General features: G+C 65.3%; 25 protein-coding genes, 1 tRNA gene and 1 pseudogene. 15 read left to right on the forward strand and 12 right to left on the reverse strand.

The window, feature by feature from the left end:
• Window positions 1–69: 69 nt before the first annotated feature.
• Window positions 70–864, reverse strand: a complete 795-nt coding sequence (locus ABIB56_RS06265) for an SDR family NAD(P)-dependent oxidoreductase (RefSeq protein ID WP_354568208.1) — start codon at window positions 862–864, stop codon at window positions 70–72.
• Between the two features lie 197 nt (window positions 865–1,061).
• Between ABIB56_RS06265 and ABIB56_RS06270 the strand changes: the two genes are divergently transcribed.
• Entirely contained in the window at window positions 1,062–1,469 is a 408-nt protein-coding gene (locus ABIB56_RS06270; protein ID WP_354568209.1) for a hypothetical protein, read from the forward strand.
• Between the two features lie 395 nt (window positions 1,470–1,864).
• On the opposite strand, the gene ABIB56_RS06275 is transcribed toward ABIB56_RS06270, so the two are convergent.
• Window positions 1,865–2,722 carry an NAD(P)H-binding protein gene (locus ABIB56_RS06275; protein ID WP_354568210.1) on the reverse strand — a complete coding sequence of 286 codons (858 nt, stop codon included), beginning with the start codon at window positions 2,720–2,722 and terminating at the stop codon, window positions 1,865–1,867.
• 86 nt (window positions 2,723–2,808) lie between these two features.
• Between ABIB56_RS06275 and ABIB56_RS06280 the strand changes: the two genes are divergently transcribed.
• On the forward strand, window positions 2,809–3,516 hold the full coding sequence (locus ABIB56_RS06280) for a TetR/AcrR family transcriptional regulator (protein ID WP_354568211.1): 708 nt from the start codon (window positions 2,809–2,811) through the stop codon (window positions 3,514–3,516).
• 17 nt (window positions 3,517–3,533) lie between these two features.
• Here the strand turns inward: ABIB56_RS06280 and ABIB56_RS06285 are convergent.
• A tRNA-Thr gene (locus tag ABIB56_RS06285) sits at window positions 3,534–3,607 on the reverse strand.
• Window positions 3,608–3,702: 95 nt separating this feature from the next.
• On the opposite strand from ABIB56_RS06285, the gene ABIB56_RS06290 reads away from it, so the two are divergent.
• Complete coding sequence (locus ABIB56_RS06290) at window positions 3,703–4,692, forward strand: DMT family transporter (protein WP_354568212.1); 990 nt, start codon at window positions 3,703–3,705, stop codon at window positions 4,690–4,692.
• On the opposite strand, the gene ABIB56_RS06295 is transcribed toward ABIB56_RS06290, so the two are convergent.
• Window positions 4,661–5,200, reverse strand: a complete 540-nt coding sequence (locus ABIB56_RS06295) for a nitroreductase family protein (RefSeq protein WP_354568214.1) — start codon at window positions 5,198–5,200, stop codon at window positions 4,661–4,663. The genes ABIB56_RS06290 and ABIB56_RS06295 overlap by 32 nt on opposite strands.
• A 13-nt stretch (window positions 5,201–5,213) precedes the next feature.
• Complete coding sequence (msrB, locus tag ABIB56_RS06300) at window positions 5,214–5,636, reverse strand: peptide-methionine (R)-S-oxide reductase MsrB (RefSeq protein WP_354568215.1); 423 nt, start codon at window positions 5,634–5,636, stop codon at window positions 5,214–5,216.
• Window positions 5,637–5,689: 53 nt separating this feature from the next.
• Here msrB and ABIB56_RS06305 point away from each other — a divergent pair, with 53 nt between their 5' ends.
• From ABIB56_RS06305 to groL, 6 genes are all read left to right on the forward strand, one after another.
• A complete protein-coding gene (locus tag ABIB56_RS06305; protein ID WP_354568216.1) occupies window positions 5,690–6,163 on the forward strand; it encodes a GNAT family N-acetyltransferase in 474 nt (157 codons plus the stop codon).
• Window positions 6,160–7,119: a DUF2332 domain-containing protein gene (locus ABIB56_RS06310; RefSeq protein WP_354568217.1), complete on the forward strand. Its 960-nt coding sequence runs from the start codon at window positions 6,160–6,162 to the stop codon at window positions 7,117–7,119. Before ABIB56_RS06305 ends, ABIB56_RS06310 begins: the two co-directional genes overlap by 4 nt.
• 116 nt (window positions 7,120–7,235) lie before the next feature.
• Window positions 7,236–7,556 carry a DUF3263 domain-containing protein gene (locus tag ABIB56_RS06315; protein ID WP_354568218.1) on the forward strand — a complete coding sequence of 107 codons (321 nt, stop codon included), beginning with the start codon at window positions 7,236–7,238 and terminating at the stop codon, window positions 7,554–7,556.
• Window positions 7,557–7,593: 37 nt separating this feature from the next.
• Window positions 7,594–8,154: a LytR C-terminal domain-containing protein gene (locus ABIB56_RS06320; RefSeq protein WP_354568219.1), complete on the forward strand. Its 561-nt coding sequence runs from the start codon at window positions 7,594–7,596 to the stop codon at window positions 8,152–8,154.
• Between the two features lie 92 nt (window positions 8,155–8,246).
• Complete coding sequence (locus ABIB56_RS06325) at window positions 8,247–8,438, forward strand: hypothetical protein (RefSeq protein ID WP_354568221.1); 192 nt, start codon at window positions 8,247–8,249, stop codon at window positions 8,436–8,438.
• Between the two features lie 54 nt (window positions 8,439–8,492).
• Window positions 8,493–10,121 (forward strand): chaperonin GroEL, encoded by a 1,629-nt coding sequence (gene groL / locus ABIB56_RS06330; protein ID WP_354568222.1) that lies wholly within the window; start codon window positions 8,493–8,495, stop codon window positions 10,119–10,121.
• Between the two features lie 91 nt (window positions 10,122–10,212).
• Here groL and ABIB56_RS06335 read toward each other — a convergent pair whose 3' ends face one another.
• The 3 genes from ABIB56_RS06335 to ABIB56_RS06345 all read right to left on the reverse strand — a co-directional run bounded on the left by ABIB56_RS06335 (window position 10,213) and on the right by ABIB56_RS06345 (window position 12,971).
• Window positions 10,213–10,503, reverse strand: coding sequence for a WXG100 family type VII secretion target (locus ABIB56_RS06335; protein WP_354568223.1), 291 nt, complete (start codon window positions 10,501–10,503; stop codon window positions 10,213–10,215).
• Window positions 10,504–10,589: 86 nt separating this feature from the next.
• Entirely contained in the window at window positions 10,590–12,233 is a 1,644-nt protein-coding gene (locus ABIB56_RS06340) for a sensor histidine kinase (protein ID WP_354568224.1), read from the reverse strand.
• Window positions 12,234–12,278: 45 nt separating this feature from the next.
• Window positions 12,279–12,971, reverse strand: coding sequence for a response regulator transcription factor (locus tag ABIB56_RS06345; protein WP_354568226.1), 693 nt, complete (start codon window positions 12,969–12,971; stop codon window positions 12,279–12,281).
• Window positions 12,972–13,092: 121 nt separating this feature from the next.
• On the opposite strand from ABIB56_RS06345, the gene ABIB56_RS06350 reads away from it, so the two are divergent.
• From ABIB56_RS06350 to ABIB56_RS06365, 4 genes are read left to right on the forward strand one after another with little or no spacing between them, the layout of a single operon-like run.
• Window positions 13,093–13,242, forward strand: coding sequence for a hypothetical protein (locus ABIB56_RS06350; RefSeq protein WP_354568227.1), 150 nt, complete (start codon window positions 13,093–13,095; stop codon window positions 13,240–13,242).
• A gap of 22 nt (window positions 13,243–13,264) precedes the next feature.
• Window positions 13,265–14,494, forward strand: coding sequence for an NAD(P)/FAD-dependent oxidoreductase (locus tag ABIB56_RS06355; protein WP_354568228.1), 1,230 nt, complete (start codon window positions 13,265–13,267; stop codon window positions 14,492–14,494).
• Between the two features lie 56 nt (window positions 14,495–14,550).
• Entirely contained in the window at window positions 14,551–15,357 is an 807-nt protein-coding gene (gene folP, locus ABIB56_RS06360) for a dihydropteroate synthase (RefSeq protein WP_502917572.1), read from the forward strand.
• A gap of 2 nt (window positions 15,358–15,359) precedes the next feature.
• Entirely contained in the window at window positions 15,360–16,109 is a 750-nt protein-coding gene (locus ABIB56_RS06365) for a pyrimidine reductase family protein (RefSeq protein ID WP_354568231.1), read from the forward strand.
• A 196-nt stretch (window positions 16,110–16,305) separates the two neighbouring features.
• Here ABIB56_RS06365 and ABIB56_RS06370 read toward each other — a convergent pair whose 3' ends face one another.
• The 3 genes from ABIB56_RS06370 to ABIB56_RS06380 all read right to left on the reverse strand — a co-directional run bounded on the left by ABIB56_RS06370 (window position 16,306) and on the right by ABIB56_RS06380 (window position 20,309).
• Window positions 16,306–17,970, reverse strand: coding sequence for a DNA repair helicase XPB (locus ABIB56_RS06370; protein ID WP_354568291.1), 1,665 nt, complete (start codon window positions 17,968–17,970; stop codon window positions 16,306–16,308).
• Window positions 17,971–18,088: 118 nt separating this feature from the next.
• A complete protein-coding gene (locus ABIB56_RS06375; RefSeq protein ID WP_354568232.1) occupies window positions 18,089–19,963 on the reverse strand; it encodes a helicase-associated domain-containing protein in 1,875 nt (624 codons plus the stop codon).
• A gap of 46 nt (window positions 19,964–20,009) precedes the next feature.
• Window positions 20,010–20,309 carry a multidrug ABC transporter ATPase gene (locus ABIB56_RS06380; protein WP_354568233.1) on the reverse strand — a complete coding sequence of 100 codons (300 nt, stop codon included), beginning with the start codon at window positions 20,307–20,309 and terminating at the stop codon, window positions 20,010–20,012.
• Window positions 20,310–20,397: 88 nt separating this feature from the next.
• Between ABIB56_RS06380 and ABIB56_RS06385 the strand changes: the two genes are divergently transcribed.
• Window positions 20,398–20,778, forward strand: coding sequence for a cold-shock protein (locus tag ABIB56_RS06385; RefSeq protein WP_354568235.1), 381 nt, complete (start codon window positions 20,398–20,400; stop codon window positions 20,776–20,778).
• Window positions 20,771–21,493: a DUF3027 domain-containing protein gene (locus tag ABIB56_RS06390; RefSeq protein ID WP_354568236.1), complete on the forward strand. Its 723-nt coding sequence runs from the start codon at window positions 20,771–20,773 to the stop codon at window positions 21,491–21,493. The genes ABIB56_RS06385 and ABIB56_RS06390 overlap by 8 nt, the downstream gene beginning before the upstream one ends.
• Here ABIB56_RS06390 and ABIB56_RS06395 read toward each other — a convergent pair.
• Window positions 21,422–21,589: pseudogene (locus tag ABIB56_RS06395) on the reverse strand (DUF2530 domain-containing protein); the annotation flags it as partial. The gene ABIB56_RS06390 and the pseudogene ABIB56_RS06395 sit on opposite strands and share 72 nt — an antisense overlap.
• Window positions 21,590–21,591: the final 2 nt, after the last annotated feature.

A 21,591-nucleotide genomic window follows, 5' to 3' on the forward strand; every position in this document is an offset into this window, starting at 1 on the left:
CTGCATGGCCATCGCCGAACGCCCCCGACGCGCTTCAAGGACCGGCGGTTGACCGGGCGGCTCTAGCAATCAGTAGTAGATAGGCCCCGGAACGCCGCCGCCCGCCGCGATCGCATCTCCGGTGATCGCGATGCTGCGGGGCGATGCGAGGAAGGCGACGACATCCGCCAGCTCGCTCGCGTCGATGATCCGACGCACGGTGTTCTTGGCCAGCGACTTCTCGAGCTCCGCGACAGTTGTGCCTTCGGCCTCCGCCTGGGCAATGAGGCGCGCGGTGAAGGCCGACGTGCGCGTCATCCCCGGGTGTACGACAGTCACGTTGACGCCCTGGGGTCCGAGCTCGTCGGCGAGGTTCTTGGTGATCGCCGAGACACTGATGTTGCGGAAGGTCTGGGCGGCACTGCCGGCATTGCGTGCCGCGAGGCCGCTGATGTTGATGATGCGGCCCCAGCCCTGTGCCGTCATGTACGGCACGACCGCACGCGCGGTGCGCAGGTAGCCGAGCACCTTCGTCTCGAATTCGCCTCGCATCAGGTCGTCGGTGGTCTCGATGGTGCTGACATTCTTGTCCGCGCTCCACGGAGTGGCCGCGGTGTTGACCAGGATGTCGACCCCGCCCAACTCGGAGACCGCCTGTTCGACCATGGCTCGCACCGCACTGTCGTCGTTGGTGTCGGCCCGAATGCCGAGAACTCGGCGTCCGGATTCCGCAGCGAGCGCATTGGCGACCTCGGTCACCTCCTCGCCACGCGCCGAGATCACGACGTCGGCGCCCTCCGCCGCGAGGGTGCGCGCGACGGCAAGGCCGATGCCCTTGCTTCCGCCGGAGACGACGGCCCGTTTGCCGGTGAGTTGTAAATCCATGAATGTTCCTTTCGTGGTGACCATCGACGGATGGCGGCCGGTCACGGAGCGTGTCAACCTGCTCTTTTGTTCTACTCCACAGGGCCGGCCTCGTTTCGTGGATTCCGCGGCAGAGGATCGATCGGTGGTTACCACGCGCTGGTTTCGTGGGATCCACTGCGGCTCGCTGTAGGCTCTACAGAACCGAAGGAGTCCTCATGATGCGGAGCAGTCGCGCCGTTTCTGTGCTGTTCGTCGCGATCGTCGGCCTGACACTCGTCGGTTGCGTCTCCGACCCAGGGTATTCCGACCTGGATCGCAAGGCGACCTCGGAGGACGCGTTGCCGTCCACCCTGCCTGGCTATGCATCCGACGGCATGGACGTAGACAGCGCGAGGCTTGTCGGGACCTACGACGGCGTGGAGCTCTACCTGGCACGAGGGAAGGTGATCGGCGTCTGCCTCCTGACCTATGGCTCCGACCAGTCGTGGCTTGGCGCTTGTGGTGGTTCAGGGCTCACGACCAGCAATGACGACTACGAGATCAGGATCGTGGAAACCAACACGGATAAACATCCCGGGTGGACGAAGGTCGGAGAAAACCTGCTGGCGCGGGAGAAGAAGTAACTGCGACGACCGCGCCCGGCTGGGAGTGGTTCATTGCCTCCGCGCAGAGGTGGCGATGAGAAATCTGTCGTTTGCGCAGGCCCAGCCAGATGAGAACGACGCTGCCGAGGGTGACAGTCACGTTGGCTCCGAGTGCGAGGTGAATACCGGCCAACTGGATGGTCTGTGTCGCGGCTATTGAACTCAGGAGCGGGATGCCGACGGTGAGGGCGATCTGCTGGGTCATCGAGGTAAGGCCCGTGGCCAGGCCCTGCTCCTCATTCGGCAGCCCGGCGAGCCGTCGAAATGGCTGACGTTCTTCGGTACGCGTGTTCTTGTCTGGTGGGATGAGGCAACGGGCAGTTGAGGCGTCCTCTGCCCTGGGCGGACGTTGGGGAGTCGCCTGCATCCACCCCTCATCGAGCGGCTGGCATGGTGAGAAGCTCGCGCACTGTGCGCGGTTCGCGACCGAGCAGCTCGGCGAGCAGTGGGTCGACACCCGCGAAGCGGCCTTCCTGCGCCGCCTTATAGATGCCGAGGCTGAAGCGCGACACAAATTCTTTGGTGCCCTGAGCGACTTGACGGGCAATCCAGTCTTCTTCGTCCATGACGACACGGGTAATTTCGCGGCTGGTAAGTTCGGAGGCGATGGCGGCGATGTCTTCGAAGGTCGGCGCGGCACTGGCGGTGAGTGTCGTGGGGCCGTCATAGGCGACATCGGAGGCGAGGATGACGGCAGCGGCTTCAGCTGCGTCCTCGCGGGCTGTCCAGGAGACAGGGCCATCGGCGGGAACCAAGATGGTGCCGGTCTCGCGCCATGGACCCATCAGCCAGTTGAGGCTGTGCGCGTAGAAGCCGTTGCGCAGCGACGTCCAGGCAATGCCCGAATCGGCCAGCAGTTGCTCGGTTGCCGCGTGGTCGCGTGCGGGGCGGAAGGGACTCTCGAGGCTGGCCCCCTGGTGGCTTGTGTAGAGGATGCGGCCAGCGCCCACGGCGACTGCCGCGTCGATCGCGGCGCGGTGCAGACTCACGGCGTCGGCGCCAGGGTCGCTCGACGACACGAGCAGCACCTGATCCGCTCCGTCGAAAGCGGTCGTGAGCGAACCTGGTTCGGCGTAGTCCCCGTAACGTAGTGCGACGCCAAGGTCCGCGAAGCGCTGGGCTTTGGCGACATCGCGCACGGCGACGGCGATGTCCGCGGCGGGAACCCGCTCGAGAAGGTGGTCGACGGTTGCGCCGTTAAGCGCGCCGGTAGCGCCGGTGATGACGATCATGTATTACTCCAGTTGTTATCAGTGGTTCAATGGATAAGCTATCACTGATACTGGTGTGATAACAAACTACTGATATCCTCGATAACATGAATGATCCTATAGTTCAGTCCTCTCGCGACCTCGTGCGTAACCGACTCATCGAAGTAGCCGCCCACCTTCTCGCCTCCGAAGGACCGGATGCGGTTACCACTCGTTCAGTGGCCGACGCTGCAGACGTTCAGGCCCCCACGATCTACCGGATCTTCGGCGACAAGAGCGGACTTCTCGATGCCGTGGCGGAACACGGTTTTGTCACTTACATGGCACAGAAAAGACCTGTCGACGCCGACGACGATCCCATCGACAACTTGCGTGCCGGGTGGAACCTGCATATCGGCTTCGGTCTTGAGAACCCGGCCCTGTTCCGTCTTATGCACACGGCGCAGCAGACTCCCGAGGGGCGATCTGTCGCCGAATCCGGAATACATATCCTGAGCGAACGGGTGCGCCGGGTCGCCCAGGCGGGACGGCTACGTGTGACCGAGCGTCGCGCCGTCGAGCTCATCCGCGCGGTGGGCACCGGCGTCGTATTCACCCTCATCGACCAACCTGAGGATGAGCGCGACGAGTCACTCACGGACCTCGCATGGGAGTCCGTGTGTGCGACCATCCTCGTCGACGCCCGCGCGGAAGGTCCAGGCGGGCTCGTCAACGCAGCCGTGACCTTGCGCGCTGCACTGCCCGACCTTGCAGGGTTCAGCCCCGCAGAGCGCGCACTCCTCGACGATTGGCTCGACCGCGTCAGCAGTTCCTAGTGGGCAGACATTCGAAGAGCCCCCTGTCGGATTCGAACCGACGACCCCCGCTTTACAAGAGCGGTGCTCTGGCCAACTGAGCTAAGGGGGCGAATGACCGTCCCATATTACTTGGCCGCGTACCGGTGCGCGGTCAGCGCGGCTGTTCGGCACCCAAGTGGCCGGTAGCGTTAACCCGATCCCACCATGACATCCGATACTCCCGCGCCTCCGGCCACCTCCAGAACCGCTCTCGTGACAGCGATGGTCGTCGCCGTCATCTCCGGCGGTTTCGTGGCTGTGCAGTCGCGAATCAACGGGCAACTGGGCAAGGAGCTCGGGGACGGCTATACGGCGGCGCTGATCTCCTTCGGCTCCGGCCTCGTGATCCTGGTGATCGTGATGCTGTTCTGGGCGCCGGGACGTCGCGGACTGGGGCGAGTGGTTTTGGCTCTCGGCAGCCGGTCGATACCGTGGTGGCATGTCTGCGGGGGTGCTGCCGGGGCGTTTCTCGTGCTCTCCCAGGGGCTCACGGCCGCATTGCTCGGGGTTGCCCTGTTCACCGTCGCCACGGTATGCGGCCAGACGATCAGCGGCCTGCTCATCGACCGCAGCGGTCTCGGCACGATGGCTGCGAAGGCCGTCACCTGGACCAGGCTGATCGGCTCGGCGATCGCGCTGGCCGCGGTCATCTGGGCGGTGTCGTCGGAACTGGTCGGCAGCATCCCGATCTGGGCACTTGCGATGCCGTTCCTCGCGGGCCTCGGCATCGGCTGGCAGCAGGCTGTCAACGGGCAGGTGCGCGGACTGGCCGAATCGGCACTCACCGCGACTTTCATCAACTTCGTGGTCGGAACGACAGTGCTGCTGATCGCCACCGTGGTGCACTCGAGCTTCGTGGGCTGGCCGACGCATCTTCCGTCGAACCCGCTGCTCTACGTCGGGGGAGCAATCGGCGTCTGCTTCATCGCCGCGGCCTCGATCCTGGTGCGGATCACCGGCGTGCTACTGCTCGGACTCGGCACGATCGCCGGACAGCTCACCACCTCGTTGGTGCTCGACCGGGTGGCGCCGATCCCCGGGCACCTGGTCGCCTGGACGACCATCGCCGGAACGATCCTCACCCTGCTCGCGGTGGGACTCGCGGCAGTACCCTCACGAGCGATCAGAGCTGAGTCACGAACTCTCGCGCGTTGACGGTTTTTTTCTCGCCCTTTTTCGCGTCGTCGTGCAGGCCGCCGATGTAGAGCCAGCCGAGCAACTCCTCGTTGTCGTCCAGCTGGTGCATCGCCCGCACCGGTGCCGTGCGGGTGAGGTGGCCAGTGCGCCACATCACGCCCCAGCCGGCCTCGTCGAGCAGCAGGCTGAGCGTGTGGGCGACACCGGATGCCACGGCATCCTGCTCCCACTCTGCGACCTTGAAACTCGGCCGATGCGTGACCACCACGGCGATGAGCAGCGAAGCGCGGAGCGGCTTTCCCGCGAGCTTCGCCGCCTCCTTACCGTCAACGCTGGTCGCAGCCACGAAGGCCGTGCCAAGGCGCTCGCGGGCGTCGCCACGCAACTCGATGAGCCGCCACGGGCGAAGAGAGCCGTGATCGGCCACACCGGCCGCGGCTGCCACCAGGGGAAGCAGTTCGTCGTGGCTGGGCGCCGCCTCGGTCACCTTCGGCTGGGAGCGCCGCCGGTTGACGGCGTCTAGCACCGGCGTGTGGTGGCTAATTCTCTTCCTTGAAGTTGAGGGAGAGAGAGTTGAGGCAATAACGGTCGCCGGTCGGCGTCTGGTAGGCGTCGTCGAAGAGGTGTCCGAGGTGGGAACCGCAGTTGGCGCAGAGTACCTCGGTGCGGGTCATGCCGAGGGACTTGTCGGTCTTGAGGATGACGGCGTCGGGGTTGAGTGACTCGTAGAAGCTCGGCCACCCGGATCCGGAGTCGAACTTTGTGCCGCTGGCGAAGAGTTCGGCGTTACAGGCGCCACAGGTGTAGACGCCGGAGCGCTTCTCATCGAGCAGTGCGCCCGACCACGGACGCTCGGTCGCTGCCTCTCGAAGGATCGAGAATCGGGTGGGGTCGAGCTCCTCGCGCCATTCGGAATCGGACTTGGCGAGAGGATAGTTGGTTGAGTCGGCGCTGGCATTCATGGGTGATTCTTCCTTTCCTTCACAGCTGCATTCAGTTCATTAAACTCGGGAACATGCCCGAATGTTCCGTAGTGCGAAAATCGTGGGGCGAACTCACAACCACGGAGCTCTATTCGTTCCTGAAGCTGCGAACGGATGTCTTCTATGTGGAGCAGCGAATCGACGAAGAGGAACTCGACAATCGTGACCGCGAGCCGTCCACCGAGCATTTCTGGATCGGTGACGATCATGGCACAGCCGCGTATCTTCGCCTTCTGCATGACGACGATGCATCGCACCTGGACGCGCACCGCATCCTCGGACGGCTGGTCGTGCGGGCCGACCGTCGCGGTGAGGGTCTCGCCCAGGTACTCGTGCGTGAGGTGATTGCTAGCTTCGGCCGCGAACCCATGCTCCTCCACGCTCAGGATTACGTCACCGCGCTCTACGCCAAATTCGGTTTCGAAGCCTTCGGCGAGGTCTACCGCGAGGCCGACATCGACCACATCTCGATGTATCGTCCGGCAACACTCGAGCAGTCTGCGTGAGGAGTACGGCGGAGTGGTACCGCAGTTTCGCCGAGATCGAGGCACGCGGGCAGTCGTCCATCTACGAGGAGTGGGCGCTCTCCGTCGCCGATGACCAAGAAATGATCAGGCTGATCGACACGCTGCCGCTGCAGAAGCGCCAGCCGAACCTCATCTTCGCGGTCTCCCGCCTGCTGGGATCCCCGGAGGGTGGGTATCCGGTATTCCGTGCCTGGCTGTTGTCGCACTGGCCGGAGGTTGCAGGGCAAGCCATCGTGCGGATGACGCAGACCAACGAACCGCGCAGGTGCGCGACCCTGCTCCCGGCCCTGGGGCTCCTCGACGGCCCACTCGCACTGCTCGAGGTCGGAGCGAGTGCAGGCCTCTGCCTCTACCCCGACCGGTACAGCTACCGCTATGACGGGCAGGAGCCGCTGCATCCGCGGGGCGGTGAGAGCCCCGTGCTGCTCGATTGCGTGACGACGGGTGAGGTCCCGATCCCGGTCAAGCTGCCGGAGATCGTCTGGCGTGCGGGCATCGACCTCAATCCGCTCAATGTGCGCTCCGAGGGCGACGTGCTCTGGCTGCAGACCCTGGTCTGGCCGGAACAGGAGGATCGAAGGCAGCGCCAGCGTGCAGCCGTCGAGATCGCCAGGCAGGATCCACCGCTGCTCGTGAGGGGCGACGCGACAGACATGCTCGCCTCCCTGGCCGCCCAGGCTCCGGCCAACGCCACTCTCGTCGTCGTGACGAGCGCAGTGCTTGTCTATCTCCCGTTCGAGCAGCGGATGCGCTTCGTCGATGCCGTACACGATCTCGGAGCGGACTGGATCTCGCTCGAGGGCGTCGGCGGGTTGCCCATGGTGAGGGACGCACTGCCCGAAGGCGCAGCGTCGCGTGGCAGGTTCGTCCTCGCGCTCAACGAGAGACCTCTGGCGTTCACCGGTCCGCACGGCCAGACGCTCGACTGGCTCTGAGCATCCAATCCGCCTGAAGCCAATCCGGCTGAAGGGAGAGTCATGCCGGGTTCGCCCAGCAAGCCAGCCATAGTATTGCCCTGAACCGAGCCCGAACCGAGTCCCAGAGGAGCGCTGTGGGAGCGAAGCCTGAGCGCGACAGCAGACCGTCGGTCCTGCCGTCGGTTCCTGAGCTCTCGGCTCGTGAGCAGAGCATCCTGAACTTCGAACGCCAGTGGTGGAAGCACGCCGGGGCGAAGGAGGAGGCGATTAGGGCCGAGTTCGGTCTTTCCGCCGCCCGGTACTATCAGTTGCTGAACGCAACGCTCGACGCTCCGGGTGCTCTCGTCTTCGACCCGATGCTCGTCAAGAGACTTCGGCGATTGCGGGATGCGCGCACTGCGGCGCGATCGGCGAGAGTCCTCGGGACACCGGACCCCACAACGGACCAGCGGTAGTCCACCGGACCATCAGCCCAGACCAACCGGAAGAATAATGGCGACCTACCCCAAAGACCGCTTCGACAGCGTGCCCGACGATCTGCTGCGCACGGGCGCTCATCGTGGCCCTGCACGGAAGGGCCGCGGCTGGATCGCGTTCGCCTGGGCGGCGCTCGCCACCGGCGTACTCGTGGCCGGCGGTCTCTACGGCCTCTCCGTGGTCACCGGCAGGATCGACCTGCCATTCGCCGCGGCTCCCTCGAAATCATCCATGCCCACGCCCTCCGTGAGTCCGACCGCCGAAGCCAAGCTCAACCCGACCATCGCGATCACGGTGCTCAACGGTACCTCCACCGCTGGACTGGCGGTCGGCGCGGGCAACAACCTGGTCACCCAGGGTTGGGGTGGCGCATCGCCCGACATCGGTACCCGAGCGAGCGCGTCGTCGACCACCATCAAGAAGACCATCGTCTACTACAGCGACCCGGCCAACGAGGGTGCCGCTCGGGCGCTCGTGCTATCTCTCAAGGTTGGTGATGTCGCGCTCTCGGACGCGTACACCGAGGCTCCGTTGACCGTCGTTCTCGGTAGCGACTACGTGCTTCCTGCCGGCTGACCGCGAAATGGTTCAACTCTGAACAGGGCTACGGATTCACTGCCCTAAAGAGTTGAGCACAGGACGCCTTCGTCCGCTGCTCGGCCGTCGGTATGGGGGGTTTCGAGGAACTCGTCGATGGCACAGGTGCGACAGTGCGGCTCGCCGCGGGCAACACCTGGATCGAGCTGGTGCCGCTCGCCGGATCGGTCGCCTTCGTCGCCCCGGCTGAGGTTTCGGCCAGCTGTAACCTCACTTGCACTCTCAGGGTCAGAGTGCCAGAATCATTTAGCACTCCCGTGTAGCGAGTGCCAATAGCGGTTGATTTTACTTGCGTCCCGGAAGGACGAAAAACACACATGGCAAAGATCATTGCTTTCAACGAGGAGGCCCGTCGTGGCCTCGAGCGCGGCCTCAACATCCTGGCCGACGCTGTCAAGGTGACGCTTGGCCCACGTGGCCGCAACGTCGTTCTTGAGAAGAAGTGGGGCGCCCCCACGATCACCAACGATGGCGTCTCCATCGCCAAGGAGATCGAGCTCGACGACCCCTACGAGAAGATCGGTGCGGAGCTCGTCAAAGAGGTCGCAAAGAAGACGGATGATGTCGCCGGCGACGGAACGACCACCTCGGTCGTTCTCGCCCAGGCACTCGTTCGCGAAGGCCTCCGTAACGTCGCAGCCGGTGCAGACCCCATCAGCCTGAAGCGTGGCATCGAGAAGGCCGTCACGGCCGTCATCGCTGCTCTCGTCTCCGGCGCGAAGGAGATCGAGACCAAGGAAGAGATCGCGGCCACTGCGTCCATCTCCGCCGGTGACCCCGAGATCGGCGCGCTGATCGCCGAGGCTATCGACAAGGTCGGCAAGGAGGGCGTCGTCACCGTCGAGGAGTCGAACACCTTCGGCACCGAGCTCGAGCTCACCGAGGGTATGCGCTTCGACAAGGGCTACCTGTCGGCGTACTTCGTCACCGACCCCGAGCGTCAGGAGGCGGTCTTCGAAGACCCCTACATCCTGATCGTCAACTCGAAGGTCTCCAACATCAAGGACCTCTTGCCGATCGTCGACAAGGTCATCCAGTCGGGCAAGCAGCTCCTCATCATTGCTGAAGATGTCGACGGCGAGGCTCTCGCGACCCTGGTCGTGAACAAGATCCGCGGCATCTTTAAGTCCGTCGCCGTCAAGGCGCCTGGCTTCGGCGACCGTCGTAAGGCGCAGCTACAGGACATCGCGATCCTCACCGGCGGACAGGTCATCTCCGAGGAGGTCGGACTCAAGCTCGAGAATGCCACCCTCGATCTGCTCGGTCGTGCCCGCAAGGTCGTCGTTACCAAGGACGAGACCACGATCATCGAGGGCACCGGCGACGCCGAGGCCATCGCGGGCCGGGTCAAGCAGATCCGCGCCGAGATCGACAACACCGACTCCGACTATGACCGTGAGAAGCTCCAGGAGCGTCTCGCGAAGCTCGCCGGTGGCGTTGCGGTCATCAAGGCCGGAGCCGCGACCGAGGTCGAGCTCAAGGAGCGCAAGCACCGCATCGAGGACGCCGTTCGCAACGCGAAGGCAGCCGTAGAAGAGGGCATCGTCGCCGGTGGTGGCGTCGCCCTCATCCAGGCCGGCGAGGTCGCCTTCGCCAGCACAGACATCACCAGCCTCACCGGTGATGAGGCAACGGGTGCGAACATCGTGCGCGTCGCCATCGATGCTCCGCTCAAGCAGATCGCCCTCAACGCCGGCCTCGAGCCTGGCGTCGTGGTCGACAAGGTGCGTCACCTCCCAGCCGGCCAGGGCCTCAACGCCGCGACCGGTGAGTATGTCGACATGCTCGCTGCCGGAATCAATGACCCGGTGAAGGTCACCCGCTCGGCTCTGCTCAATGCAGCGTCGATCGCCGGACTGTTCCTCACCACCGAGGCCGTCGTCGCCGACAAGCCCGAGAAGGTCGCTGCTCCGCAGGGCGACCCGTCGGGTGGCATGGACTTCTAAGCTCACTCAGGAGAAGGGCGGTTCCGCGAGGAGCCGCCCTTCTTCCGTTTAACCGATCAGTCTCGACGGCTGAATAGCTTGCGGCTGAACATCAGTGGCTGAACAGGCGTGCGTTGGATGCTTCGATGTCCGCGTACTGCTGCCCCGCCTGCCCGAGCGCCTGGCTGATCGCCGCGAGGCTCTCCTCCACGCGCTGCTGCGTCGCCTTCCAATCGATGACCACCGCCTGGAACGCCGTGGCTGCCTGCCCAGTCCATGAGCCCTGCAGATTGTCGAGCTGGCCGTGCAGCCCGCTCACCTCCGCCTGGATGCGGCCGATCGTCGACCGCACGGCCGCCGTTGCTCCGAGTACCGCTTCGCTGTCGACCTGATAGCGCGTCATTCTGTCTCCCGTTCGTCGTGCCGGGGATGGATGTCTCCCTGGTCGACAGCCACGGTAAGGCGTCGCGATGCCGCAGCATCCGCTCGCTACGGCGCTGTGGGGGCCGTTGGCGGGGTGTAGCCGTCGGGGAGGAGAGGAAGTGTGATGCGGAAAGTCGCTCCGCCGCCTGGCGTCTCGAGCACGGTCACCTGGCCCTTGTGCGAGGCGATGATGCCGGAGACGATGGCGAGACCGAGTCCGCTTCCGCCGGTCTCGCGGGTGCGCGAGGTGTCGGCGCGCCAGAAGCGCTGGAAGATCTTGTCGCGAATCTGCGGCGGTACGCCTTCACCGTGGTCGATGACATCCAGCATCGCGGTGCGTCGGGCAGGGTCGACATGCACGGCCAGTTCAATCGGACTGCCGGCCGGGGTGAATCGCATGGCGTTGCCCATCAGGTTGGTGACAACCTGGCGGATCTTATTTTCCTCGGCGAGCACGATCGCGGGGGCGGTCGGGGGCTCTACAACGGGTGCATCGGGCACGACGATGCTCGGCTGCCCGGCGCGCACCGGACGCCGGCGAAGGCGTGCCAGCTGTGCTCCGGCGAAAGCGATCGGGCCGGTCGCCGCAGAGGCAGCTGTCGAAGCCAACTCGGGCTGGGCTTCCTTCGCCACCCTGGGCGGTGCCGTGTCGACGACGACGGTGACGTCACGGTCCGGCGCGGAGGCCATGGTGTCCAGCGCCACATCCCTGGCGATCGGCACGAGGTCGACCGGTCCCAGCTGGAGAGGCTTGGCCTCGTCGATGCGGGCCAGTTCGAGCAGATCCTGCACGAGCTCGCCCATCCGAATGGCTTCCTTCTCGATGCGTTCCATCGCCTGGGCTACATCCTCCGGCTTCTGCAGCGCGCCCATGCGGTAGAGCTCCGCGTAGCCACGAACAGAGACGAGGGGAGTGCGCAGCTCGTGGCTCGCATCGCCGACGAAACGCCGCATCTGCTCGATGGTGCGCGCACGATCGGCGAAGGCTCGGTCGATGCGGTTCAGCATGGTGTTGAGGGAGCGGTTGAGGCGACCGACCTCGGTGTTCGGGGTCGCCCCGGGGAGTCGCTGGCTGAAGTCGCCCTCGGCGATCGCGGCCGCAGTGGCCTCGACCTCCCGCAGCGGCGTGAAGGTGGACGTGACGAGCAGTCTGGTGAGCGCAGCCCCGAGAATGATCACCGAGAGCCCGAACCCGAGGAAGGTCGTAACGTAATTTCCGATGATCCTGTTGGTCTCGGCGAGGCTGAGGCCGACGACGATCGTGGCGTAGTCGCCGTCCGGAGTCTGGGCAGGAACAGCTTTGGCACGCCACTGCTCGGCGTGGCTGCGGTCCCAGACGGTGAAGGTGCCAGCACTCAACTTGAGCACCGAGGGCAGCGCCAGGTTGGTCAGCCGCGGCATGCTGCTGTCGGCATCCTTCTTGTTGCTGCAGAGCAGGTCGCCGTTCGCGTCGAGGATCGCGAAGATGGTGTTGGGATCCGCGTTCGTCTGGGTGCAGCGAGTCGAATCGTTCGGATCGACGACTCCGGTGACGCCCTTTGCGGCGATCTCGACTTTGCGGTCGACATCGCTGGTGAGGGTGTTGCGCAGCACCGTCATGGTGCCGACGCCGGCGACGAGCAGCCCGAGCGTCACAAGGAGCACCGTCACGCCGGTGATCTTGGTGCGCAGGGAGACAGAACTCCACCAGCTCGAGACGTGTTCGTGCATCAGGATCCCAAGGTTACGTGGCCAAACTGGCCGCGGCCTGATGCGCTAGATTCTCGCGGCCTTGAGCATGTATCCGAAACCGCGCTTGGTCTGGATGACAGGCTCCTGCGAGAACTGGTCGAGCTTGCGGCGAAGGTAGGAGATGTAGCTCTCCACGATGCCGGCATCCCCGTTGAAGTCGTACTCCCAGACGTGGTCGAGGATCTGCGCCTTGGAGAGCACACGGTTCGGGTTGAGCATCAGGTAGCGCAGCAGTTTGAATTCGGTGGGGCTCAGTTCGATCTGCTCTGAGCCGATCGTCACCTCGTGGGTGTCCTGGTCCATGGTGAGTTCGCCGGCACGGATGATGGCATCCTCTTCGTCCTGCATGGTGCGACGCAGGATGGCCTTGATGCGAGCCACGATCTCATCGAGGCTGAAGGGCTTGGTCACGTAGTCGTCGCCGCCGACGGTAAGGCCGGTGATCTTGTCTTCGGTGTCATCCTTCGCGGTGAGGAAAAGGATCGGGGAGGTGTAACCGCTCGATCGCAACCTCTTGGTGACACCGAAGCCATTCATATCCGGCAGCATCACATCGAGGATGATCAGGTCGGGTTCTTCTTCGAGAACCGCGGAGATGGCCTGTGCACCGTTCCCCACCGCTCGCACCGCAAAACCGGCGAAGCGCAGACTGGTCGTCAGCAGGTCGCGGATATTCGGTTCGTCATCAACAATCAGGATCTTGGGGCCATCGCTCATGCGACCAGTATCTGCGCGTTAGCTGGGCGATTTCTGAGAGTCTCGTGACTCCGGCCTTCGTGGGGAGCGATGGACTTTCGCGACCCACTCGTTCGAGACGAGCCAGGGCTACAGTCGGAACGTGGCCAACAGCGACGACGACGATGCCCCAGAGGTGATCCCTGTCGGCGATCCGGTCTGTTGGCTCGACAGGGTGTGCACCGAATGCGGCGCGCTCATCGAAGGTCCCCTCCCCGGTACCTGCTGGCGTTGTGGAGCAGCACAGAAGTGAAATCGAACTGAAGGATGCGCACATGTCGAAGGACCAGAAGTTCGTCATCGTCGGGGCAGGGTTGGCCGGGGCATCCGCCGCCGGGGGCCTGCGCAAGGAGGGCTTCGACGGGCAGGTGCGGCTGATCGGCGCGGAGATGTATCGTCCGTACATCCGTCCGCCGCTGTCCAAGGACTACCTCAGCGGAAAGGCCGATCTCGACTCGGCCTATGTGCATCCTCAGGCCTGGTACGACGAAAACGGCGTGGACCTCACCACGGGGGAGACCGTCGTCGGTCTCGACCTGAAGTCGCATCGCCTCACCCTGTCCAGCGGCGAGACGGTGGACTACGAGAAACTGCTGCTCACCACCGGATCCGCACCACGCGTACTCGACATTCCGGGCGCCGATCTGGATGGCGTGCACCATCTACGCACCATCGACGACTCGACGGCGCTTCATGACGCGCTGAAGGATGGCGGCAAGCGCGTCGTGCTCATCGGATCCGGATGGATCGGGATGGAGGTCGCAGCGACAGCTCGCACACTCGGCAACGAAGTGACCATCCTCGAGCACGGGGCGATCCCTCTCTCCAGTGCTCTCGGAGACCAACTGGGTCAGATGTTCGCTGACCTTCACGAAGAGAACGGGGTGCTGCTGCGCACGTCGGTGGGGGTCGCGAGCATCGTCGAGGTTGACGGGCGAGCATCCGGGGTGGTGCTCGACGGCGGAGAGACGGTGGCCGCAGACCTGGTGGTGATCGGCATCGGCGCCACGCCGAACGTCGAGCTCGCGGCATCCGCGGGCCTGGATGTCGACAATGGGATTCTCGTGGACGCATCGCTGCGAACCAGTGATCCCGACGTCTTCGCCGCCGGGGACGTCGCCAACACGTATCACCCGGTCATCGGGCAGAGGCTGCGCAGCGAACACTGGGCGAACGCGCAGAACAGCGGTGCCGCGGTGGCCAAATCGATGCTCGGGCATGGCCTCTCTTACGACGAGATCCCCTACTTCTACACCGACCAGTTCGACCTCGGCATGGAGTACTCGGGATACGGGCCGCTCACCAGAGGCGCAGAGCTCGTTTACCGCGGAGACCGCGACAAGCGCGAGTTCGTGGTTTTCTGGCTGGTCGACGGCCGGGTGGTCGCTGGGATTAATGTGAACGTCTGGGACGTGAACGAGGCGGTGCAGACGCTCATCCGCTCGGGCAGGACTGTCGATCCTGCGAAGCTCGCGGACGAGAGTGTTCCGCTCGATAGTCTCTAGTGGTGGAGCGGATCATCGGCGGGCGCAGCTTCGACTTCTCGCGCCAGGTCGTGGTGATGGCGATCATCAACCGCACGCCGGACTCTTTCTACGACAAAGGATCCACCTTCGCCCTCGACAAGGCTGTCGCCGCGGCGGTCAGGGCTGCCGACGACGGAGCGGACTGGGTAGACGTGGGAGGCGTGCCGTTCGGCCGCGGACCGGCCGTGAGCGTCGCCGAGGAGATCGACCGCATCGTGCCGCTGGTCGAGGCCATCCACGCGAGCACGGATGTCGTGATCTCCGTCGACACCGTGAACGCCGAGGTCGCCAGGCTCAGTATCGCCGCCGGCGCCGGTGTGATCAACGACACCAGCGGACTCTACGACCCGGACATGGCGTCTACGGTCGCAGATTCCGGAGCGAATCTCGTGCTCACCCACAGCCTCGCCCCGCCGCGTAGTGAGCCGCCGCGGCCGCACTACGACGATGTCACCGCGGAGGTGATCGCGTTCCTGCGTGATCGGGTCGCGCGTGCCGTTGAGGCGGGCATGCCGCTGGAGCGGCTCATCGTCGATCCGGGCCATGACCTCAACAAGAACACCTTCCACACGCTGGAGATCACCCGCCGTCTCGAGGAGGTCGTCGCGATCGGTCTTCCCACCCTGGTGGCGGTCTCCAATAAGGATTTCATCGGCGAGACTCTCGATCGTGAGCAGGGCCAGCGGCTCGAAGGGTCCCTTGCGGCCGCTGTCATCTGCATCATGAAGGGTGCACGCATCATCCGGATGCACGACGTCGTGCCCGCGGTCGCCGCCGTGCGCCTCACCGAGGCTGTGCTTGGTTTTCGCGAACCCGTGTACGCCCGACACAACCTGGAGTGACCATGGCCGCGCAGATCGACTCTCTCTGGCCTGCCGTGGACGCCGACCTCAGCGACGACGCGCTCGCCGCATCCCTCCTCCGCGGCGACCGCACCGAGCCGTGGCTTCGGGTGAACTTCGTGTCGAGCGTGGATGGAGCGGCAACCCATGGCGGTCTCTCTGGCGGCCTGGGCGGGGATGCCGACAAGCGTTTCTTCGACGTGCTGCGGAGGCTGTGCGACGTGGTGCTCGTCGGAGCCGGGACCGTTCGCGGCGAAGGCTACGGCCCGATGAGGCTGGAGGAGGCCGCCGCGCAATGGCGGATCGCAGCCGGGTTGCCGCAGCATCCGGTCTTCGCGATTGTCTCGGGCCGCCTCGACCTCGACGCCGCGTCGCCGATCTTCACGGATGCCCCTGTACGCCCGGTCGTCGTGACGACGAGCGAGTCGCCGGCAGAGAAGCGCCGCGCACTCGCCGAGGTTGCGGACGTGATCGTGGCCGGGGACGACGCACTCGATGTCTCAGCCATGCTCTCTGTCCTGCACGAGCACGGGCTCACCCAGGTGCACTGCGAGGGTGGTCCGTCGCTGTTCGGTTCACTGCTGGCAGCGGATGCCGTCGACGAACTCTGCCTGACCGTGAGTCCGCAGTTGGAGGCCGGCGACGCGCGACGTATCGCGAGCGGTGAGCTGCCGGAGTCGCGCGGCCTCGAGCTCGCACGGGTGCTTCGCTCCGAGGCGACGCTGCTGCTGGGCTACACGCGCCGCCGCTGATTCCGCCCCGCCGCGATTCGGCTTCTGCCGAAAACGCAGGAGATGGCGGTCTTTACGGCGGCCAACGTCACCGAAGCGGGGCAGAATCCGCGAATCTCCTGCGTTTTCGTATGCGACGGTACGGATGCCGTGGTTCGAATGCGGCGGACGGATGCCGTGGTTCGAATGCGGCTGTCGGATGCCGCGACGGACGAGCTCAGGCTGCGGCGCCGAGCCCGTCGGAGTCGAGGATCGTGTAGCTGTAGCCCTGCTCGGCGAGGAAGCGCTGGCGGTTCTGGGCGAAGTCCTGGTCGACGGTGTCGCGGGCGACGAGCGTGTAGAAGTTGGCGGGCAGGCCAGACTCCTTCGGACGCAGCAGGCGACCGAGACGCTGGGCCTCCTCCTGGCGCGAACCGAACGATCCGGAGACCTGGATGGCGACGGTGGCCTCCGGCAGGTCCACCGAGAAGTTGGCGACCTTGGAGACCACGAGGGTGGTGATCGAGCCCTCGCGGAAGGCCTGGTAGAGCCTTTCGCGTTCGTCGATCGGAGTTGATCCGGTGAGCTTGGGTGCGTCGAGTGCCTCGGCGAGCATGTCGATCTGGTCGAGGTACTGGCCGATCACCAGGATGCGTTCGCCCCTGTGCTTCTCGACGAGTTCCCGCACCACCGAGAGCTTGGCCGGTGCGGTGGCGGCGAGGCGGTAGCGCTCGTCGTCGGCGGATGCCGCGTACTCCAGTCTCTCCTGCTGCGGCAGGTCGATCCGCACCTCGAAGCAGGATGCTGGGGAGATGAAGCCCTGAGCCTCGATCTCCTTCCACGGGGCATCGAATCGCTTGGGACCGATCAGGCTGAAGACGTCGCCTTCTCGGCCGTCCTCACGGACGAGGGTGGCGGTGAGGCCGAGTCGGCGGCGGGCCTGCAGCTCTGCGGTGAGCTTGAAGACCGGTGCGGGCAGCAGGTGCACCTCGTCGTAGATCACCAGCCCCCAGTCGAGGGCGTTGAGCAGCGCGAGGTGGGCATACTCGCCCTTCCGCTTCGCGGTGAGGATCTGGTAGGTCGCGATGGTGACCGGTTTGACCTCTTTGACCTGGCCGGAGTATTCGCCGATCTCGTCTTCGGTGAGGCTGGTGCGCCGCAGCAGTTCGCTGCGCCACTGGCGCGCGGAGATCGTGTTGGTCACAAGGATGAGCGTCGTGGTCTTCACGGTGGCCATCGCGCCGGCGCCGACCAGGGTCTTGCCCGCGCCACAGGGGAGCACGACGACACCCGATCCGCCATCCACGAAGCTGGAGATGGCCTGGTTCTGGTATTCGCGCAGCGACCATTCGGTCTCGTCGAGGGCGATCTCGTGCGGAGTGCCAGGCGTGTAGCCCGCGAGGTCTTCTGCCGGCCAGCCGAGCTTCACCAGCTCCTGCTTCACCTGTCCACGGGCCCAGGCCTGGATCTCGTAGTGGTCGATGGCCGGCCCGCGTCCGCGCTGGTCTTCCGGAAGAAAGAGGAGAGGTGCGATGCGCTTGGCACGCACGATCTCGCTGAGCACGGCGGCATCCGTCGAACGCAGGATGAGCGTGCCGTTCTCGTCGCGCTCGATCACCAGGCGTCCATAGCGGCCGACGGTCTCGGCGATATCGACGGCGACGCTCTGCGGGATCGGGAACTTGGAGTAACGCTCCAGGGTTTCCAGCATGTTCTCGGCGGTGTGGCCGGCAGCGCGGGCATTCCACAGGCCGAGCCGCGTGATGCGGTAGGTGTGGATGTGCTCCGGTGCTCGCTCGAGTTCTGCGAAAACGGCGAGGTCGTGGCGGGCGTCCTCGGCGGCCGGATGAGCCACCTCCAGCAGCACGGTGCGGTCGCTCTGCACGATGAGCGGGCCACCGATCGGGGCTGCGGGTGAGGTGAGGGTCGTCGCCAGAGTCTGAGGGTCGGGCGCGCTATTCACCCAAGAAGTCTACCCGGGCCAGGCTGCGCACTGGGCTGGGCATGCAAGGTGGGCTGGCTCAGAGGGCGGGCGGGGCGAGTCCGGCGATGCTGGAAAGCGGCAGCGTTCGTTCGATGGCCGACTTCTTGTCGCGGGCCCGCATGCGTCCGCCTCCGACGCTCGTCGGTTCCAGCTGGTAGTCGACGATGGAGCCGTTGGGCATTCTCACGCTGACAGTGAGGCTCGCGCGGGCCTTGATCGCGACATCCAGCTGCCTGACCAGCCAGGCCTGCCCCGTCTCGTCTCCCTCAGGCTCACCGCCGATGCGCAATCGCTCGATGAGCGAACTGACCGGGTCGACGGATGCGGCGGCGGAGACGCGTGCGGTGCGCTGGCGTCGCAGCGACACGATGTTTCCCGCGCGGTTCTCGGCGGCCACCGGATAGCGCGCGTCGCTCAATGACCAGAACACGACATCGAGCGAGAAACGGCTGAGCAGCTGGTGCTGCCCTCGGCGCTGGAACCCGAGGGCCGAGAGATTCTGGTCGACCATGATCGTGCCGAGCAGATGTTCGTCGTCGGAGCGGATATAGGTCGCAGCCTCAGAACCTGCCTCGTCGAGCGGTCCGACGCGCACCTGTCCGTAGCGGCCGGATGCTTCGGCGATCAGGTAGTCCAGCGGCTGCGGGATGCCCGTGAGGGAGATGCTCCGCAGGAAGTCGAGCATGGACTCCGCAGTCTCGCCGGACGCCATCGCGCGGTTGACGCTCGAGGTGGACACGCGGTAGCTGGATGCGAGGGCGCGGCTCTCCACGTCGGCAATCGTGCGAAGGCGCGCATCCACCCGCGGCGTGAGGGGACCGGGCGCGACCACCGAGAGGTCATGCTGCAGGTAGACCTGCTCGACCTCGGCCGGCAGCAGTGTGGACATCGCCGCCAGGGCCCTGTCCACGCTATCCGCGAGAAGCAGTGAGCCGGGACCTGTCGGTGCCTGGTTCGCGGTGATGCCGAGCCGTTCGGCATCGCGGGTGTAGACACCGATGCGCTCGTCCATCCAGTCGCCACCGGCCGGATACAGCCAGTCGACGTAGCCGCGAAGGCCCTGGCCCCAGAGAGCATGGGTCCGTTCGCTGAGCAGCTGGCGGATGTCGGAGGGCAGCCGCTCGAACCAGGCGGCGGCCAGCGCGGCCCAGCGCCCTCCGGTGGACTCCAGGAGCCATGCGCCGCCGCGCTCGGTGATCATCCAGTTGCCGCCCTGCCTTGCCACCAGCCCCGCGCGATCGGCGACGGCGAGGAAGGTCGCGACGGAGTCGAGGTCGACCGACATGGCGTTGGCCAGCCGCTTGCTGTCGGGGAGCGCGACACCGCCCTTGGCGAGCTCGCGGGCAGGTTCGCGTTCGACCTCGGCGAGGAGCTCAGTGATGGCCGTAGTCGCTGCGAAGGCGCGCTCGGCACCAAGTCGGTCGATGAACCGACGATCGACGTCGGGCACCGGTTCGAGAGCAGCGGGCGGGTTGCCGCCGGCGAGTTCGGTGAGGCCGGGCAGCCCGAAGGCAGGCCAGGAGCGCAACTGCTCGCGCACGCTCTCGTAGGCGGCGAAACGCTTGGACTCCGCCTCCAACAGGAGGAGGGTCGTCGCCACTGCGGCCCGCTCGGCGATCGACTCGACGGAGGGTGAGGCGCCGGAGATGGATTCAAGACGAGCCGCGACATCCGTTGCCGTTGGTGGTCCGCTCTCTTCCATTAGCTGGCCGATAGCGGCGAGCACGGCGAGGGTCTCGCGGTCGAGCCTGGTGAGCATCTGCTGGATAGACGCCCGATCGAGAAAGGCCTCCGCCAGGTCGAAGAAGTCTTTGACGCCGGAGGCGCTGATGCTCCGATCGCGCATCGACTGGGCGAGCTCCGCATCGGGCATACCCCTCAGGCGCGTGGCGAGCGAGAGCGTGTTGCTCATAGCGCCCACCTGTTCTCCGTGTTTCGTTGTTGTGCCGACCTGCTGGTTACTTCTTGCCCCTGGCCGGGCTGGAACCCCGCTTGGCGAGGTTCGCGGCTTCCTCAGCCTTGGCTTCGCGGCCGCGTCGCCTGGCCGTGGTGACCAGCAGCACGATGATCAGGATGAATCCGATCGGCAGGCCGATCAGGGGAAGCGTGAACACCGCCGGCCAGACCCCGCCGGCGAAGTCCCTGGCGTTGAGACCCGCAGCGGTGCCGATGATGACGGAGAGAAAGGCCAGGATTGACAGTCCGACGATTGCGAGCATCATGAATGCGAGCACACGTTCGTTACGATGAAAGGTCACTGGGGTTTCTTTTGCCACAGTCACAAGGATAAGGGGCACCAGGTGCCCGTAGGCTTACGGCTTAAGTTCAAGCGAAAGAGGTATTGCCATGCCAACCGGCAAGGTCAAATTTTACGACGACGAGAAGGGCTTCGGCTTCATCAGTTCTGATGACGGCCAGGAGGTCTTCCTGCACGCCTCTGCGCTGCCCGCCGGTACATCGGTCAAGGCCGGCACCAAGCTCGAGTTCGGCATCGCCGACGGCAAGCGTGGGGCGCAAGCGCTCTCGGTGCGCGTTCTCGAGGCGCCACCGAGCCTGGCCAAACTGAGCCGCAAGCCGGCGGACGACATGTCCATCATCATCGAGGACCTGGTCAAGCTTCTCGACGGTGTCGGTTCCAACCTCAAGCGCGGACGCTACCCCGACAGCAAGCACGGCAAGACCATCGCCGCGATGTTGCGCAAGGTGGCAGACGAACTCGATGCCTGAGTCGGTCGACGTGCCTGAGTCGGTCGACGTGCCTGAGTCGGTCGAGAACCGCGAATCTGCTGAGAACCGCGAATCTGCTGAGTCACCGGAGTCCGCGAGCCCTGCCGTGGATGTCGCGACCGACGCGGACTTCGAGCTCGGCCATGCCGCCCTGCTCGAAATCACCTCAGCCGAGTCGATCGGCGACCGCCTCGGCTCGATCGACGAGGGCGACGGTGTCGTCACCGTCTACTTCGAGACCCTGCTCTCCGGTTACCCCGGCTGGCGCTGGACGGTCAGCATCGCCCACGTCGACGGCGAAGCGCCGACCGCGCTCGAAACCGAGCTCACGCCCGGTGACGACGCACTGTTGTCGCCGACCTGGATTCCGTGGGTCGACCGGCTTGCCGACTACCGCACGGCACAGGACGCGGTCGGAGCTGACGCAGACGACGACTCCGACGACGCGGATGACGATGACGATGACGACGACGACTCGGATGACGACGAAGACGACGACGACCTCGGCAGCGACGTGCTGCACGGGGGAGACCTCGACGGCGTGGACATCGACGATCACATTGAGGACGATGACGAACTAGCGGCGCCTGCGGATGGTGTAGATGAGTCCGACGACGCCGATGACGAGTCCGGCGACGCAGGCCCACAGCCACCAGATGTTGCCGGCGGCGACGAGTGGACCGAGCACGCTCAGGAACACGACAAGGGCTACTAGCCACAGGATGAGGCCCGTGAGCATCGCCTTGCGGTCGTCGGTCTGAACGGGGGCCGGATCCGGCCTGCGTTCGGAGTCCTTCACTAGCAGTCGCATTT

Origin of the sequence: Glaciihabitans sp. UYNi722 (assembly GCF_040549465.1) — a bacterium.
GTDB lineage: Bacteria > Actinomycetota > Actinomycetes > Actinomycetales > Microbacteriaceae > Lacisediminihabitans.